The sequence below is a fragment of the Stenotrophomonas sp. YJH_SMC_82 genome (assembly GCF_059368875.1).
The window spans coordinates 634,803-648,623 of record NZ_JCAFSE010000001.1 but is presented as its reverse complement, the minus strand read 5'-3'; the positions used below and the strand labels follow the sequence as shown (position 1 = coordinate 648,623).

General features: G+C 66.5%; 12 protein-coding genes. 4 read left to right on the top strand and 8 right to left on the bottom strand.

Annotated features, from left to right (window positions below):
• Positions 1-13: 13 nt before the first annotated feature.
• Positions 14-448 carry an SseB family protein gene (locus AC5P53_RS02965; RefSeq protein WP_005419309.1) on the bottom strand — a complete coding sequence of 145 codons (435 nt, stop codon included), beginning with the start codon at positions 446-448 and terminating at the stop codon, positions 14-16.
• Between the two features lie 698 nt (positions 449-1,146).
• Between AC5P53_RS02965 and AC5P53_RS02960 the strand changes: the two genes are divergently transcribed.
• A complete protein-coding gene (locus AC5P53_RS02960) occupies positions 1,147-1,785 on the top strand; it encodes a hypothetical protein (RefSeq protein ID WP_241887109.1) in 639 nt (212 codons plus the stop codon).
• Positions 1,782-3,266 (top strand): XVIPCD domain-containing protein, encoded by a 1,485-nt coding sequence (locus AC5P53_RS02955; RefSeq protein WP_241887110.1) that lies wholly within the window; start codon positions 1,782-1,784, stop codon positions 3,264-3,266. Before AC5P53_RS02960 ends, AC5P53_RS02955 begins: the two co-directional genes overlap by 4 nt.
• An 80-nt stretch (positions 3,267-3,346) precedes the next feature.
• Here AC5P53_RS02955 and AC5P53_RS02950 read toward each other — a convergent pair whose 3' ends face one another.
• Together AC5P53_RS02950 and AC5P53_RS02945 are read right to left on the bottom strand one after the other, a co-directional pair.
• Entirely contained in the window at positions 3,347-3,682 is a 336-nt protein-coding gene (locus AC5P53_RS02950; protein WP_049440307.1) for a hypothetical protein, read from the bottom strand.
• On the bottom strand, positions 3,679-4,722 hold the full coding sequence (locus AC5P53_RS02945) for a S41 family peptidase (protein ID WP_014648414.1): 1,044 nt from the start codon (positions 4,720-4,722) through the stop codon (positions 3,679-3,681). Before AC5P53_RS02945 ends, AC5P53_RS02950 begins: the two co-directional genes overlap by 4 nt.
• A gap of 408 nt (positions 4,723-5,130) precedes the next feature.
• Between AC5P53_RS02945 and AC5P53_RS02940 the strand changes: the two genes are divergently transcribed.
• On the top strand, positions 5,131-5,565 hold the full coding sequence (locus tag AC5P53_RS02940) for a hypothetical protein (protein WP_241887111.1): 435 nt from the start codon (positions 5,131-5,133) through the stop codon (positions 5,563-5,565).
• Positions 5,566-5,596: 31 nt separating this feature from the next.
• Complete coding sequence (locus AC5P53_RS02935) at positions 5,597-6,289, top strand: hypothetical protein (RefSeq protein WP_495227100.1); 693 nt, start codon at positions 5,597-5,599, stop codon at positions 6,287-6,289.
• Here the strand turns inward: AC5P53_RS02935 and AC5P53_RS02930 are convergent.
• From AC5P53_RS02930 to AC5P53_RS02910, 5 genes are all read right to left on the bottom strand, one after another.
• Entirely contained in the window at positions 6,208-9,234 is a 3,027-nt protein-coding gene (locus tag AC5P53_RS02930; protein WP_241887113.1) for an autotransporter outer membrane beta-barrel domain-containing protein, read from the bottom strand. The two genes, AC5P53_RS02935 and AC5P53_RS02930, sit on opposite strands and share 82 nt — an antisense overlap.
• 257 nt (positions 9,235-9,491) lie before the next feature.
• Positions 9,492-10,559 carry an acyltransferase family protein gene (locus AC5P53_RS02925; RefSeq protein ID WP_241887114.1) on the bottom strand — a complete coding sequence of 356 codons (1,068 nt, stop codon included), beginning with the start codon at positions 10,557-10,559 and terminating at the stop codon, positions 9,492-9,494.
• Positions 10,559-11,707 (bottom strand): N-acetylglucosamine-6-phosphate deacetylase, encoded by a 1,149-nt coding sequence (nagA, locus tag AC5P53_RS02920; RefSeq protein WP_241887115.1) that lies wholly within the window; start codon positions 11,705-11,707, stop codon positions 10,559-10,561. Before nagA ends, AC5P53_RS02925 begins: the two co-directional genes overlap by 1 nt.
• Entirely contained in the window at positions 11,707-12,735 is a 1,029-nt protein-coding gene (locus tag AC5P53_RS02915; protein WP_014648419.1) for an SIS domain-containing protein, read from the bottom strand. The genes nagA and AC5P53_RS02915 overlap by 1 nt, the downstream gene beginning before the upstream one ends.
• A gap of 7 nt (positions 12,736-12,742) precedes the next feature.
• Positions 12,743-13,810 (bottom strand): LacI family DNA-binding transcriptional regulator, encoded by a 1,068-nt coding sequence (locus AC5P53_RS02910; protein ID WP_005411045.1) that lies wholly within the window; start codon positions 13,808-13,810, stop codon positions 12,743-12,745.
• Positions 13,811-13,821: the final 11 nt, after the last annotated feature.

Below are 13,821 nucleotides of genomic sequence, written 5' to 3'. Positions count from 1 at the left end.
TATATCACTGGCTTCAGTGCGCCATCCCACGGGTAATCGCCGCCGCACGCTGCTTCAGCTGGGCCACGGCATCGGGAATCATCTCCATGCCCACGTCCAGGCCCGGGTTCAGCACCAGGCCGACGCCGTCGCCGATACCGGCCAGCAGCGCGTGCACCGCGATCGGCATGGCATGGGCAAACTGCGGCAGCTGCTCGTGCCACAGGCCGGCACGCTCGGGCGCGGTGAACACCGCGAACATCGGCTCGCCGCTCTCGCTGGTCAGCACCAGCGGCGAGATGCTCTCGTCCCAGGCGCCATCCTCACCAATGGCCTTGTCCAGCAGCACGAACGCCGTCGAGGTCAGCAGGCCGTCGAGGAACTGCGCTGCGGTCAGCGTGCCGTCCTGGGCCTGCAGCAGGCGCACCTCGAGATCGTTGAGGGGTTCGAACGGGGTGTCGTGGTCCATGGTCGGTTCCGGTACGTGGTTGCAGGCTGCAACTTTAGCAGGCCGGGGGTGAAGCACAGCAGCGCATCGGCAGGGACTCGCGGGGCGTCAGTGGCCGATGTACCAAAGCGCCCAGCGCTCACCGGCCTGGGCCCCGCCATAGAGATTCGAGGCCGTCCGGAAGTCTTGATGGCTTTGGGAGGAAAGCATGGCGGGCAGGATACGGCCGGCCGCAGATGCTACGAACCCTGCTACCCCACCTGAACCGCTCGACGGGGGAATTGTTAAGACCTGCTTCGACAGTCTGACGAAATCGTCAATGTGTCCAATTCGCTTGTGACCGTGTGCCGGCGCCGCTCCACTCAATCCTGAAAGGACGTTGAGACTGGCACGACCAACAGCTTTGAGCACGACTGGAGCGGGTCGTATAGTCGGATGACGTAGAGCAATGGAACGCCGATGAACGCTACCTCGCAAGGCCTCGCGCCACAGGCATGCATGGATGGAGGGCAAGGAAGCTGGCAGCACGAGCGGCGCAACCTGTCGCATGTGCCCCGTAACGCGGTACATCGCGCCGTCTTCCTCGGCCATCCCTCCTGTCCAGCCGATCAAGGTTCAGGGCAATCCTGCCGGCATCCTCACGCGCAGAGAACCGTGCCCCGTAGTAACCCTGAAGATGCGCCCCCCCGTAGTACCTCGATCAGCGACATGGACCGCTCATGCTGAAACCCTGCCCCCACCTCACTCACGTTGTGTTGATCGCCTTGATCACACTGGCCGTTTCTGGATGCAACAAGGAACGCTCATACCCGGTCTATCGCGAGAATCCTGCACCCAAGGATGCGCTACCGATTGTGATTCGGGTCCACGATGCACCTGTGGAGCTTGCTCTCCCGAAGGTTTTCGTCTCCTACGAGATAGATCCGCGCTGCCTCCCACCGATCAGCAACTACGAGGGTGTGCAGTACGCCCCCCAACGGCAGTCAGTAGAGTTCCCAGTACAACGTGTCAGTGCAACCGAGTTCAGCAGCACCGTGTTCGAGGACGGCATGGCAGTCGCTGACTATTACGGGCGCGGGCCATGCGAATGGAAACCCAGCATCATTCGGGCTTCATTCCCAGTCATTTCCGAGGGACGCGAAGGCTTCATATCAGTTGCCGTCCACCATCTCGAACTGAAGAAACTACTCACGTCGATTTCGTACGCAGACAGTCAGATGACCCTGCAAACAAAGAGTTCGACGCCGGGATGGGTGCGAACGCAGTCCCAGTATAGCTACGACAGATTGTCTGATATCGAGAAGCAGAAGTACTTTCCCATAGAGATATCGTCTCCTTCGAAAGGAATCGTCCCATGAGACCTCTAACCAATGCAGCCCTGGCCAATGCAGCCTACTCCCCACCGTCACATCCAGCTCCAGGCGATAAGGAATCGCTGCGCGTTGATGGTGAAGACTTCGAAGTTCTAGGGCGACGTGACGCAGTCAGCGGCTATCAAGGCGTTGTGTACCGGAACATCAAGACCAACGAGATCATCATCGCCCATCGAGGCACCGAGTTTGATCGCCAGGCCATACTTGATGGCGGCGTCGACGCAGCGATGGTCAGCGCCAGAGTCAACGCACAGATTGATGATGCGCTCGTACTGACCAAGCAGGCAATCAAGCAAGCTGAGGACAACGGATATGGTCCGGTGTACGTCACTGGACACTCCCTAGGCGGCGCACTCGCGCAGATCACTGCCCACCACTACAACCTCCCTGGCGACGCCTTCAATCCCTACGGCGCTGCCGGGCTGGCGTATCGCCTGCCTGAAGGCCAGCCGGCCAGTGCGGCGCCCTTCACCAACCATGTGATGGCGGGCGACCTGGTTAGTGCGGCCGGTCCTCATTACGGCAAGGTTGAGATGTACGCACTCCCCAAGGAACTGGGAGTCCTGCGCGATGCCGAGCAGGGCCAGCGCATCGCCTCGCTTGGATCGCTTGGGATGAAAAGCGGCCATGTCATGTCCGCTGCGATTGCGGTCCAGTTGGGTGATTCCCATCGAATGGTTCACTTCATTGACCGTATGACGGACAAGGGTCCAGTGCAGTCCGTGCTGGACGACCCCGAGGCGCGGATCACAGATGCCGAGGACCTGCGCCGGATAGCGGAGTATCGCAAAGACATCCACCAGTTGCGCCTGGGAGCAACCGTACTTGTCGGTGGTGGCCCTGGACTCCTGCGCGACGGGGTCAATTACCTTCGCGGCACCGAGGAAGCCGGAGCATACGCCCGTCGCGAAGCCGAAGCCGTGCAGCGCGCAGAAAACGCATTGAAACCAGGGGAGCGTTTGCTCCAAGAGGCAACCGAAATGGGCTCGCCCTCTCTGAGCAACCCAGGCTTCACTCCCAAGAGCTCATTGCAGGAGAGCATCGAGTCAACCTTGGACAAGGCAGGCCTGGATCCCAGAAAGGAAGGCCACCCCGACCATGCGCTCTACCGGCAGATTCGCGACGGTGTATCGGCCGTGGATGCCAGGCACGGGCGCAGCTTCGATGAAACCAGTGAGCGTGTGACGGCCGGCCTGGTTGCAACGGCCAAGCGCAGCGGCCTGGAACGCGTCGATCATGTTGTCTTGGGCAACGCTCCCAGCGATGGTTCAGGCCCTCGCATGTTCGTCGTGCAGGGAGCGCTCGACAATCCGGCGCACCTGCGGGCATCGATTGCGGTCAGCGAGGCCGTCAATACACCTGTAGAGCAGTCGCTCGCCAAGGTCGAGCAGATTTCGCAGGCCCATCAGGTCGCTCAACAAGAGCAAACCCAAGAGCAGACCCGAACAGCGATCCGCATGGGCTAGGCCAGCGTGGATTGCTTGGCCCACCCGAGGCTAGCGCCCGCTGGAACGGCCTGCTGAGGCTATGTCGGCCCGCCCTCTCCCTAGGAGGAATACAGGTTCCGCCACATCCAACCGGCCACCGCCAGCGCGGCGACCCCCACCAGCATCAACGGCAGGCCGAAGCGGTGCCGCCACGGGATCGGCACCCCGCCCAGCTGCTGGTCCATGGTCTCGGTATCGAGCACCCAGCCGTGCTCGCACCGGGTGCAGGCCAGCTCGTAGCGGCGCTGGTAGGTGAAGCCGAACAGCAGGTCGATGCGCGCCATCTTGTAGCGCAGCTGCGGCGCGAACTCGGTTTCCGTCTGGCAGCGCAGGCAGTGGTGCGCTTCGGTGGGGCCGACGATCAGCACCCGTTCCTGTTGGCCGATCAGGATCATGTCCGGTTGCCCTGGCAGGCGGGCTGGGCCAGCAGCCAGGCCTGGGCGGCGGCCACAGTGGCGGCATCACCCTCGACGCGCTGGTCGGGTTCGATCTTCAAGCCATCGCCACGATCATTGCGGTCCCGCATCACGCTGGTGGTCAGCAGCAGGCGACTTCCATCGGCAAGGGTGTGCACGACATTGCCGGTGGAGACACCCGCGGTCGGCTGGCCGAAACTCCGCGCCTGCGGGCGGCCACGCCACGCCAGCACCGAGGCCTCGCCCGAACTGCCGGTGCGGGGCCCGAACAGCACCGCCACCGGTGCGCCAGGCTGCCGCACTACATGGCCGGACTGGCCGAAGTCCAGCAGCGGCCTGCCCGCCAGCTGCACCGCAGTCGCCGTCAACGTCCAGCGCTGCGGCCCTTGCGCGGTTTCGAACGCGCCGACGTCCTCGTTGTTCACCACCGAGGTGCGCAACAGCGGGGCCATGCCCAGCAGCATCGGCCACATGGAGCCGCCACCGTTGTCCCGCAGGTCGACGATCCAGCCACAGCGCGCGCCGTCGTCCTTGCTGCGGATGACCTGCTGCCATCGCGCGGCACGCTGGATGTCCTGGCGGAATTTTTCCTGCGGCGTCGCGCCCGGCGAGGAGGCATAGCCCTCGATGACCACCCAGCCGATGCGCGCATCCACCGCATCAGCGGCCTTGGCCCGGTCCACGGCGGCGGCACCGGCCTGCTGCGCACGCGCGAGGGATTCGCGCTGACGCTGGGTCGTGGTCCACGCACCATGGTGGCCGGTGCTGAGCGCAATGGCTTCGCGCAGAACGGCCAGCCGTTGCGCGGGATCCCCCTGCGCCGATTGCAGGCGGATGCGGATGGCGGGCCAGTCCACCCGGTCGCGATACAGCGCCTGGCGTTCAAGCAGGTTGAGGATCTCAGCCTGGGCCTCCGGCGAGGGCATCTCGACCGCGCCTGGCGTATCGGCCATGGCGCCGGTCGCCAGCAACACGAGCATCAGCGCGCCGATGCGACGCACTCCCTTGCGAACCTGCATGCGACGCTTCCTTGTCGTTGAATCAGGACCGCAGCATAACCGGGGCATGATCGCTTGCGCCACGCGCGAACTGTCGTATCCGGCCCGGTCGCGGGTTGCAGCAAGGCGGCTTGCGTGCGGTCACCACATTGCAACTTTGCCCATGCCATCGCGGCGCACAACGCGCCAAGGTGGCCCCGTCGGCGCTTCCTGCGCTGACCGGGATTGGCGTCCTGAATCAAACATCGAAGCGATCGATTTGCCGCATCAACGGCAATCGCGACAATGCACCGGCTTGCCCATGGTGGGCGGTGCGTGGGGATCCTCGTGATCCGTCGGCTTTTTCGCTTTGATTTTGACCGGCACGCCAACCCGCACCGCCCGCCACCTTGCGCTTCGCAGGTGGCCTTGCCTCGTGAGGTTGCCGCCATGAATACGCCCCACCCCACCTACCCACGCCTGCATGCCCTGCTCGGCGCTGCACTTCCCGGCCTGCAGCTGTCCACTGCCGTTGCCGAAGCGTTGGAAGACGCACTCGCCGAAGCCAACGAACAGGCGCCGCCCTCCGCATTCTTCGCGCGGCTGCGCGGCATCGCTCACAGCCACGCGGCCGACGGCCAGGCGTGGCGCGAACGGCAACTCAGCGAGGCGCGCGGTCGGGCGCTGGCCGAGGCGACGCGCTGCCTGGCGGCGGTGTCTGCGTGTGGGGGCATCTTGTTGGCGGCGCAGTCGGCACGCGAGATGGATGATGCGCAGGCGCAGTGTCCGCCGCAGGTGGAGGAAGGGCTGCTGCATGCGGTGGTGGTGTTGGCCGATCATGCCGGGGCGTTGGTGGAACCGGATGCGTGCGCACCGCTGCTGTAGAGCCGAGCCTATGGTCGGCTGCGCGGAGGTCATGGCGCCGGTGGGATTCGTGCCGACCAAGGTCGGCACCTACCAGAGCAGTGTCATGGCGCCGGTGGGATTCGTGCCGACCAAGGTCGGCACCTACCAGAGCAGTGTCATGGCGCCGGTGGGATTCGTGCCGACCAAGGTCGGCACCTACCAGAGCGGCGTCATGGCGCCGGTGGGATTCGTGCCGACCAAGGTCGGCACCTACCAGAGCAGCGTCATGGCGTCGGTGGGATTCGTGCCGACCAAGGTCGGCACCTACCAGAGCAGTGTCATGGCGCCGGTGGGATTCGTGCCGACCAAGGTCGGCACCTACCTGAGCAACGTCATGGCGCCGGTGGGATTCGTGCCGACCAAGGTCGGCACCTACCAGAGCTACGTCATGGCGCCGGCGGGATTCGTGCCGACCAAGGTCGGCACCTACCTGAGCAACGTCATGGCGCCGGTGGGATTCCTGTCGACCAAGGTCGGCACCTACCAGAGCGGCGTCATGGCGTCGGTGGGATTCGCGCCGACCAAGGTCGGCACCTGCCAGAGCAGCGTCATGGCGCGGGTGCGATTCGTGCCGACCAAGGTCGGCACCTGCCAGAGCGGGTCAACCATCTACACCAGGCGCTACCAGTCCGCACGCAGGCCGATGTTGCCTTCGATGACGCGGCGCTTCTCGTTGCGGTCGCCGCCCAGTTCGCGCGTGTAGTCGGCCACGGCATAGGCGCTGATCGTTCGGTTGAAACGCCCGACCACACCCACGCCGGCTTCCAGCGCGCGTGAGCGCTGCGAATTGATGATCACGTCGTCGTCGAAACGGATGCGGTCTTCACCAGAACGGCCATGCCAGTAATTGAGCTTGAAATACGGCTGCCAGCCGTTGTCGGCCAACTGGTAATCGCCCGCCAAGCGCAGGCCGATGCGGCCGGTCCAGGCGTTGTCGTTGTCGAAGCGCACGCTCGATACTTCATCGCGACGGTCATCCAGCGAAGTGCGCTGCCAGATCACCTGCACCTGCGGTTCCAGCCACCATGCGGACTGCCCGAAGTGCAGCAGCGGCTTGCCCGCCTCCACCGACACGCTGGTACCGTCGCCGCTCAGGCCGAAGCCGAGCCCACGCGAGGAACGCACGCGGCCGTCGTAGCGGCTCTGCATCGCCACGGCGTCGATGTAACCCCCACTGCTATCGGTGAAGGTCCAGTACAGGCCCACGTGCTTGTCATCCAGGCGGTTCTGGCCTACCTGCACGTTCTCCCAGCCCAGTGCCAGACCCGTGGTCTTGCCTTGCGCGCGGGTGCGGCCAACGAATACGCCGATCTGGTTGCGGTGGTTGTCAGACGCCGCAGCCCACACGTCGAGACCGGCCTGCAGGCCCATCACATCGCCATCGAAGCCCGGCTGCGCATCACCCTTCCAGTGGATCTCGCTGCTCTGCCCCACCAACCGGCCCCAGGCGGTGCGGACTGTGCCCTGGTTGTACAGCAGGCGCTGTTCGCCCTGCCGCTCGTGGAAGGTACCGAGGCTGGCCAGCGAGGTCTCGCGCAGCAGCGGTGGCACCACGGCGTAGGCGGCGGTCTCCACGCGGTACAGCGGCACCACCGCGCCTTCGGCCGGGCGTGCACCCGGCGTTGGCGGGGTGCCGGTACCGGGCAACGCACCGCCGGCCACCGGCACGTCCGGCACCGCCGGGTCGCTGGGCGGCGCCACCGGCGCCGGTTCCGGTGGCGGCGGTGGCGGCGCGGCCTCGCCGGCGGTCAGGTTCGGATCGGTAGCGCCTTCAGGCGGCGGCGGCGGTGCCGGGGTGATCGCCGGCGGCGGTGCGACCGGCGGCGTCAGGGGCGGTGGCGTGGCAGTGCCGCCGCCGTTGGGTGCCGGCGTTGGTCCGGTCACCAGCGTCGATCGCAGGTACCAGTTCTCGCTGGTGCCGGCGCTGACACCACCCTTGAACAGGAAGTACTCGTAGGCACCGGCTGCAACCGGTGCGAACAGCGAGAACGCGCCCGGCGCAGTGCGGCCACCATTCAAGGCCTGCACCACCAGGATGCCATCGGCCAGCGTGGCGGCGCCGCTGCCGCCGGCATTGAGCACGCCGATGCCGGTGGTACCGGTGGCGGTTCCGCCATCGATCACCAGGCGGTCGCTGCTGGAATTGTCCGCGCCCAGCACGGTACGCAGGTACAGGCCACCGCCGTCACCACGATAGTTGCCACGCACGGTGAACACGTCGCCTGCGCCGGTACCGGTCAGGTCGATGCGCCCGGCATTGACCATCTCCACCAGTGCACCACTGTTGAACGGACGGACTGCATGGCCGCCACTGCCTGCGTAGACGGTGCTGGTGTCATCCACCGTCAGCGTTCCGGTGCCGGTACTGCTGTCGCCCAGCACCAGGTCGCCATCAAAGGTCAGCTCGGTGCTGTTGGCCAGCCGCAGCGTCTCCCAGTTCTGGAAACGGCCTACGCCGGCGGTCTTGACGTTGCTGATGTTGAGCTGGTCGATGCCACCGCCGCCGTCGAACAGCGGCACCGCCCCCAGGTTGCCCTGGTTGAGGTAGCCGAGGTTGGCGACGTCGTTGTCCGGCCCCATGTCGATCGCGCCGTAGACGATGCCGCCGCCATTCCAGTTGAAGGTGTCGTTGCCGGTACTGAGCAGTACCTGCCCGCGCACGGTGCCGTCGGTGATGGTCACGCTGTCGTTGCCGCCGCTGACGCTGATGTTGCCGCCGATGTAGGCGGTACCCGAGATGATGATGGTGTCGGTATCGAAGCCGGTCACCACGTTGCCGTCCACGGTGCCGCCGGACTGGTCCCACAGGTTCTTGTCCAGCTTCATGTTGACCCGGCCGATGCGGCCAGCGGTCATCCACGCCTGGTCACCATCCTCGAACGCACCGATGATGCGGCCACCGCTCATGCGGAAGGTATCGATGTTGTCGCCCTGCTGCAGCGCGCCGACCGTGCCGCCACTCATGACGAAATCATCGCGGCCACTGCCCTGCGCCACCACGCCGGTGACGGTGCCGCCGGTGACGGTCATCTGGTCATCGCCACTGCCCTGGTCGACGCTGTCGATCGTACCGTTGCCCAGCAGCAGCGCATCATTGCCATCGCCCTGCAGCACACTGCCGCTGATGCTGCCAGCCTGCATGTCCAGGCGATCATTGCCGGCACCGAACTGCACGCCGGTGCGCCCGCTGATCGTTCCGCGGTTGACCAGCACGCTGTCGCCCGCGCCGACGAACTGCAGGGCGGTGTTGTTGCCGGTGCTGATGCTGCCCGAGTTCTCGACGCGGCTGCCGCCACCGAGCTGGACCGCCAAGCCGCCCACCGAACTGATCGTGCCCAGGTTGGACAACAGGTGCCCACCGGCCCCGACAAGCGAAATCGCGCTGCTGCCACCGCTTTGCTGCAGCTGCGCCGTGCTGGCGACAGTGACGGTGATGCCGGCCGCGCCATTGGCGGTGACGGGAACGGTCTGCGGGTTCGGCGCATTGGCATCGCAGGTGACCGTCTGGCCGGCGACGGGGGCGACGCTGTCACAGCCGGCCCAGGCGGCGCTGGCGGCCAACAGCATGACGGAGGGAACAGCCAAAGCCTGCAGTACGGAAACAGTGAGGCGGCGCATACGCACTGCGCGCGGGACGGCACGGGACATACAGCACTCCTGGACAGGGGATCAGGAACTGCGGATATGCGGTACTGCGAGCGAAGTCTGCGCCATGGTGAACCGTTTCGACAGGTGAATTTGCGTGCCGATCATCACAGTTCAGATGCGAACTTGATCGGGCATCACCCCACCTCTACGTGCCTGAAATCGTTCATCTTTGCGGGGTCATGCCCATGCCTGGAGGAGGTGGCCTCCCGGGTTGGGTCAGAGCCCTTTCCTGCGGAAAGGGATCCGACCCGGAGCCGTCAGATCTTCAGATAGATCTTCCGCCGGTCCAGCCACCACGCCACGCCCCACCACAGCGCGACGAACGCCAGCGCCTGCAGCATCGACGCCAGCTCGAGCGCGTGCGGCATCGCGGCGGCCAGTTGCTGCCAGATCCAGCCCCACGCGCCGGTCGCCATCAGCGCCACCGACATCACCGATGCGCCAAGATAGGCGGTAATTGCGTTGACCCCGAAACGGCGGCCCAGCGGCGGCCATCGCTTCTGGTCGATCAACACATGGCCCAGCCACAGCGCCAGCGCGGCCAGGCCGCCGGTCCACAGCACATAGCTGGGCGTCCACAGCTGCTTGTTCAACGGCAGCACCGTGGCCAGCAGCAGCCCCAGCACGGCGGTTGCCACACCCAGGCCAGCCAATGCCGCCGCACGACCGTTGCGCAGCAGGCCACCGGCAATCAGGCCGAGCACGGTACTGGCCAGCGCACCCAGCGTGCTCAGCAATCCTTCCGGGTCATGGCCCAGTCCGGTATCGGCGTGCCACTGGTAGATCCACGGTGCGAACAGCGTGGTGTCCAGGCGGCTGGCCGGGTTGGTCCATGGCGCCAGATCACCGATGCCCAGCAGCAGCACGGTGTAGCCCACCAGCAGCGTGACCAGCACGCCAGCCTGCACGCGCGGCCGCGCATACACCGCCAGAACACCCACCAACGCTGCGCATACCGCAATCCGCTGCAGCACGCCCCAGATGCGGAAGTGATGGGTATGCAGCGCCCACCAGATCAACAGGTGCAGCAACGCGCCGGCGAGCAGGATGCGCAGTGCACGCTCCAGCACCCCGCGCGCCAATGCTGGCCGTGCAGCGGCATCCAGCGCGCGCGGTGCCACGCTGAAGGCCATCGACACACCCACCAGGAACAGGAAGAACGGGAACACCAGGTCGGTGGGCGTGCAGCCATGCCATTCCGAGTGACGCAGCGGCGCGAACACCGCACTCCAGTCGCCCGGATTGTTGACCAGCAGCATCGCCGCCACGGTGATGCCGCGCAGGGCATCGATCGAGCCCAGACGGCGTGGCGGCGTACTGTTCATCAGGCGGCCTCGTACTGTCCGGCAATCCAGGTACCACGCACCTGCAGGGCGTCATCCAGCAGCACCAGGTCGGCCTGGTAGCCCTCGGCGATGTGGCCAAGGCGGTCGTCGACGTTGAGGAACTGCGCCGGATAGGTCGACGCCATGCGCGCCGCTTCGGCCAGCGGTTGGCCGAGCAGCTGCACGGTATTGCGCACGGCGGTGGCCATGTCCAGCGCCGAGCCGGCCAACGAACTGGCGGCATTGCGCACCACGCCATCGATGGCGGTGATGGTTTCGCCATACAGCACGTAGCTGGGATCGTCGGCTCCAACCGGCGGCATCGCATCGGTCACCAGCAGCAGGCGACCGCGCGGCTTGGCCGCCAACGCCACGCGAAGGCTGGCCGGGTGCACATGCACGCCATCGACGATGATGCCGATCCAGCTGTCGCGGTCTTCCAGCGCAGCGCCCACCGCGCCGGGCTCGCGGCCCTGCAACGGCGACATCGCGTTGTACAGATGGGTGAAGCCGCGCACGCCGGCATCCAGGCCGGCGCGGATCTCTTCGTAGGTGCCTGCAGTGTGCCCAGCAGCGACGATCACGCCACGCTCGACCAGCGCACGGATGGTCTCCAGCGGCACGCGCTCCGGCGCCAGCGTCAGCAGGGTCACGCCATTGTCCAGCGACGCGGCCAGTGCGATCTCTTCTTCATCCGGCACGCGGAACTTGCTGGCATCGTGCGTGCCCTTGCGCGCCGGCGCGATGTACGGGCCTTCCAGGTGGATGCCGATCACGCCCGGCACGCCCTGCGTGATGGCCTCGCGCATCGCGCCGATGGCTTCGCGCATCACCGCCACGTCATCGCTGATCAGCGTCGGCAGCATCGCGGTGGTACCGAAGCGGCGGTGCGCCTGCGCGATAGTGCGCAGTGCCGCCACGTCCGGCGTGTTGTTGAACAGCGCGCCGCCGCCGCCATTGACCTGCACATCGATGAAGCCGGGCAGCAGCCAGCCGCACCCCAGGTCCACCTGCTCGGCCGCGTGGCCCAGCTGCGGTGCTGCGTCGGGCAGCAGCGCGCTGATGCGACCGTCCTCGATCACCACCGCCAGGTCGTCGCGGAACTCATCGCCGGCCAGGATGCGGGCATTGCGCAGCACCGTCACCATCACACCGTCTCCGTAACCTTGTTCAGATGCGGCGGCAGGTCCGGGTTGAAGCCACGGCGCAGCGCCAGCGCATTGATGGCGCGATAGAAGCTCTGCACGGTCAATAGCGGTGCGCACAGCGGATGCGGCGCGGCAGCCACCGGCAGGTTGCCGCCGGCACCGGCCATCCACACCTGCGCACCACGTGCGGTGAATTCATCGACCACTGCACGGGTACCGGCGCCGGTCTCGTCCGGCTGGGCGAAGGCCAGCACCGGGAAGCCACGGCCGACCAGCGCCATCGGGCCGTGCTTGACCTCGGCCGAGCTGTAGGCTTCGGCGTGCAGGCTGCAGGTTTCCTTGAACTTCAGTGCCGCTTCCTGCGCCGCACCCAGGCCCAGGCCGCGGCCGAGCACGAACAGGTTGGTGGCCTCGACCAGGCCCTCGGTCACCGCGCTCCAGTCACACTGCCAGGCTTCACGCATCGCGTCCGGCAGCAGGTCCAGCGCCGCACGCAGGCTGCTGTCCTGCTTCCAGTACGCGGCCAGCTGCAGCAATGCGGCCAGCGAGGCGAGGTAGCTCTTGGTCGCTGCAACGCTCTTCTCGGGGCCGGCATGCAGCGGGATGACCGTGTCGGCCAACTGCGCCAGCGGTGAATCCTCGACGTTGACCAGCGCGATCACGCGCGCGCCGGCGGCCTTGGCCGCCTCGGCGTTGCGCAGCAGGTCCGGGCTCTTGCCCGACTGCGAGATGACGATGAACAGTGCGCCGCGCAGCTGCAATGGTGCGGCGTAGACCGAGCCCACCGATGGCGAGGCCGACGCGACCACCAGCCCCAGCTGGGTTTCCAGCAGGTACTTGCCATAGGTGGCGGCGTGGTCGGAGCTGCCGCGTGCACAGGTAACCACGAACGGCGGCGGCGCGGCACGCAGGCTGGCGGCCAGGGTTTCCAGGGTGGCGTGGTTTCGCGAGAACTGGCGGGCAACCACGTCGGCCGCTTCAGCGGCCTCGGCGAACATCAGGGTAGCGGTGGGGTCTGACAGCGACATGGCAGGCTCAGGCAGGATCGGAAGGAAGGGGGCGTGCGCCGGCCGGGCGCATCGGCGCGGTCGAACCGCGCACCACCAGCTGCGGCACGAAGCCCTGGTTGTGCAGCGGTGCCGGCGCATCGTCGTAGGCGTCGCTGCGCAGCTGCGCGATCAGCAGGCGCGCGGCATGGCGGGCGATGTCTTCGGTGGCCTGCTTGGCGGTGGTCAGCGGCGGCCACGACTGGCGCGAGAACGGGCTGTCCTCGAAACCGGCAATGGACAGGTCGTAGGGCACGTTCATGCCGGCCGACTTGGCGGCGGCCAGCACGCCGGCAGCGATTTCGTCGTTGGAACCGAAGATGGCGGTAGGCGGTTCGCGCAGCGCCAGCAGGCGGCGCGCGCCACGGAAACCGTCGTCGAAGGTGTAGTCGCCCTGCACCACCAGGTGCTTGTCCACGGTCATGCCGTAGTCCTTCAGCGCGGCCTCATAACCGGCATAGCGTTCGCCCGAGGAGCGGTGCGAGCTGCCGCCCCAGAGGAAGCCGATGCGCTGGTGCCCCAGCTGGATCAGGTGTTCGGTGATCTCGTAGGCGGCCTCGCGGTCGTCGACGAACACGCAGGCACCGTCGGCCGGATCTTCGGTGGCCGCAATGATGCGCACCAGCTTGATGCCACGCGCGGTCAGCGCCTGGATCAGGTCGCGGCGCTCGGACATCGGTGCGGTCAGCACCAGCCCGGCCAGGCGCGAACGCTGCACCCAGTCAGCCAGTTCATCGGCCAGCAGCGGCGAACTGGAATCGCAGGGATGGATCTGCAGGCCGAACCCGGTCTCGCGGCAGGCGGCGAGCACGCCGTTCTGCACGCCGATGATGTGGTACGGGTTCGGGTTGTCGTAGACCAGCCCGATCACGAAGGTGGTGCCGCTGCGCAGGTTGCGCGCGGACGGATCGGGCTCGTAGTCCAGCTCGGCGATGGCACGCAGCACCCGCGCGCGGGTGGCCTGCATCACCGAGGGCTCGTTGTTGATCACCCGCGATACCGTCTTCAGCGAGACCTTGGCCTTTTCGGCAACGTCCTTGATGGTCGCTCTGCGCATCGGTTTTTCCT

Excerpts from the sequence above, each read along its gene's own strand:
- AC5P53_RS02965 (WP_005419309.1), bottom strand. The coding sequence starts at position 448 with ATGGACCACGACACCCCGTTCGAACCCCTCAACGATCTCGAGGTGCGC.
- AC5P53_RS02960 (WP_241887109.1), top strand. The coding sequence starts at position 1,147 with ATGCTGAAACCCTGCCCCCACCTCACTCACGTTGTGTTGATCGCCTTG.
- AC5P53_RS02955 (WP_241887110.1), top strand. The coding sequence starts at position 1,782 with ATGAGACCTCTAACCAATGCAGCCCTGGCCAATGCAGCCTACTCCCCA.
- AC5P53_RS02950 (WP_049440307.1), bottom strand. The coding sequence starts at position 3,682 with ATGATCCTGATCGGCCAACAGGAACGGGTGCTGATCGTCGGCCCCACC.
- AC5P53_RS02945 (WP_014648414.1), bottom strand. The coding sequence starts at position 4,722 with ATGCAGGTTCGCAAGGGAGTGCGTCGCATCGGCGCGCTGATGCTCGTG.
- AC5P53_RS02940 (WP_241887111.1), top strand. The coding sequence starts at position 5,131 with ATGAATACGCCCCACCCCACCTACCCACGCCTGCATGCCCTGCTCGGC.
- AC5P53_RS02935 (WP_495227100.1), top strand. The coding sequence starts at position 5,597 with ATGGCGCCGGTGGGATTCGTGCCGACCAAGGTCGGCACCTACCAGAGC.
- AC5P53_RS02930 (WP_241887113.1), bottom strand. The coding sequence starts at position 9,234 with ATGTCCCGTGCCGTCCCGCGCGCAGTGCGTATGCGCCGCCTCACTGTT.
- AC5P53_RS02925 (WP_241887114.1), bottom strand. The coding sequence starts at position 10,559 with ATGAACAGTACGCCGCCACGCCGTCTGGGCTCGATCGATGCCCTGCGC.
- nagA (WP_241887115.1), bottom strand. The coding sequence starts at position 11,707 with ATGGTGACGGTGCTGCGCAATGCCCGCATCCTGGCCGGCGATGAGTTC.
- AC5P53_RS02915 (WP_014648419.1), bottom strand. The coding sequence starts at position 12,735 with ATGTCGCTGTCAGACCCCACCGCTACCCTGATGTTCGCCGAGGCCGCT.
- AC5P53_RS02910 (WP_005411045.1), bottom strand. The coding sequence starts at position 13,810 with ATGCGCAGAGCGACCATCAAGGACGTTGCCGAAAAGGCCAAGGTCTCG.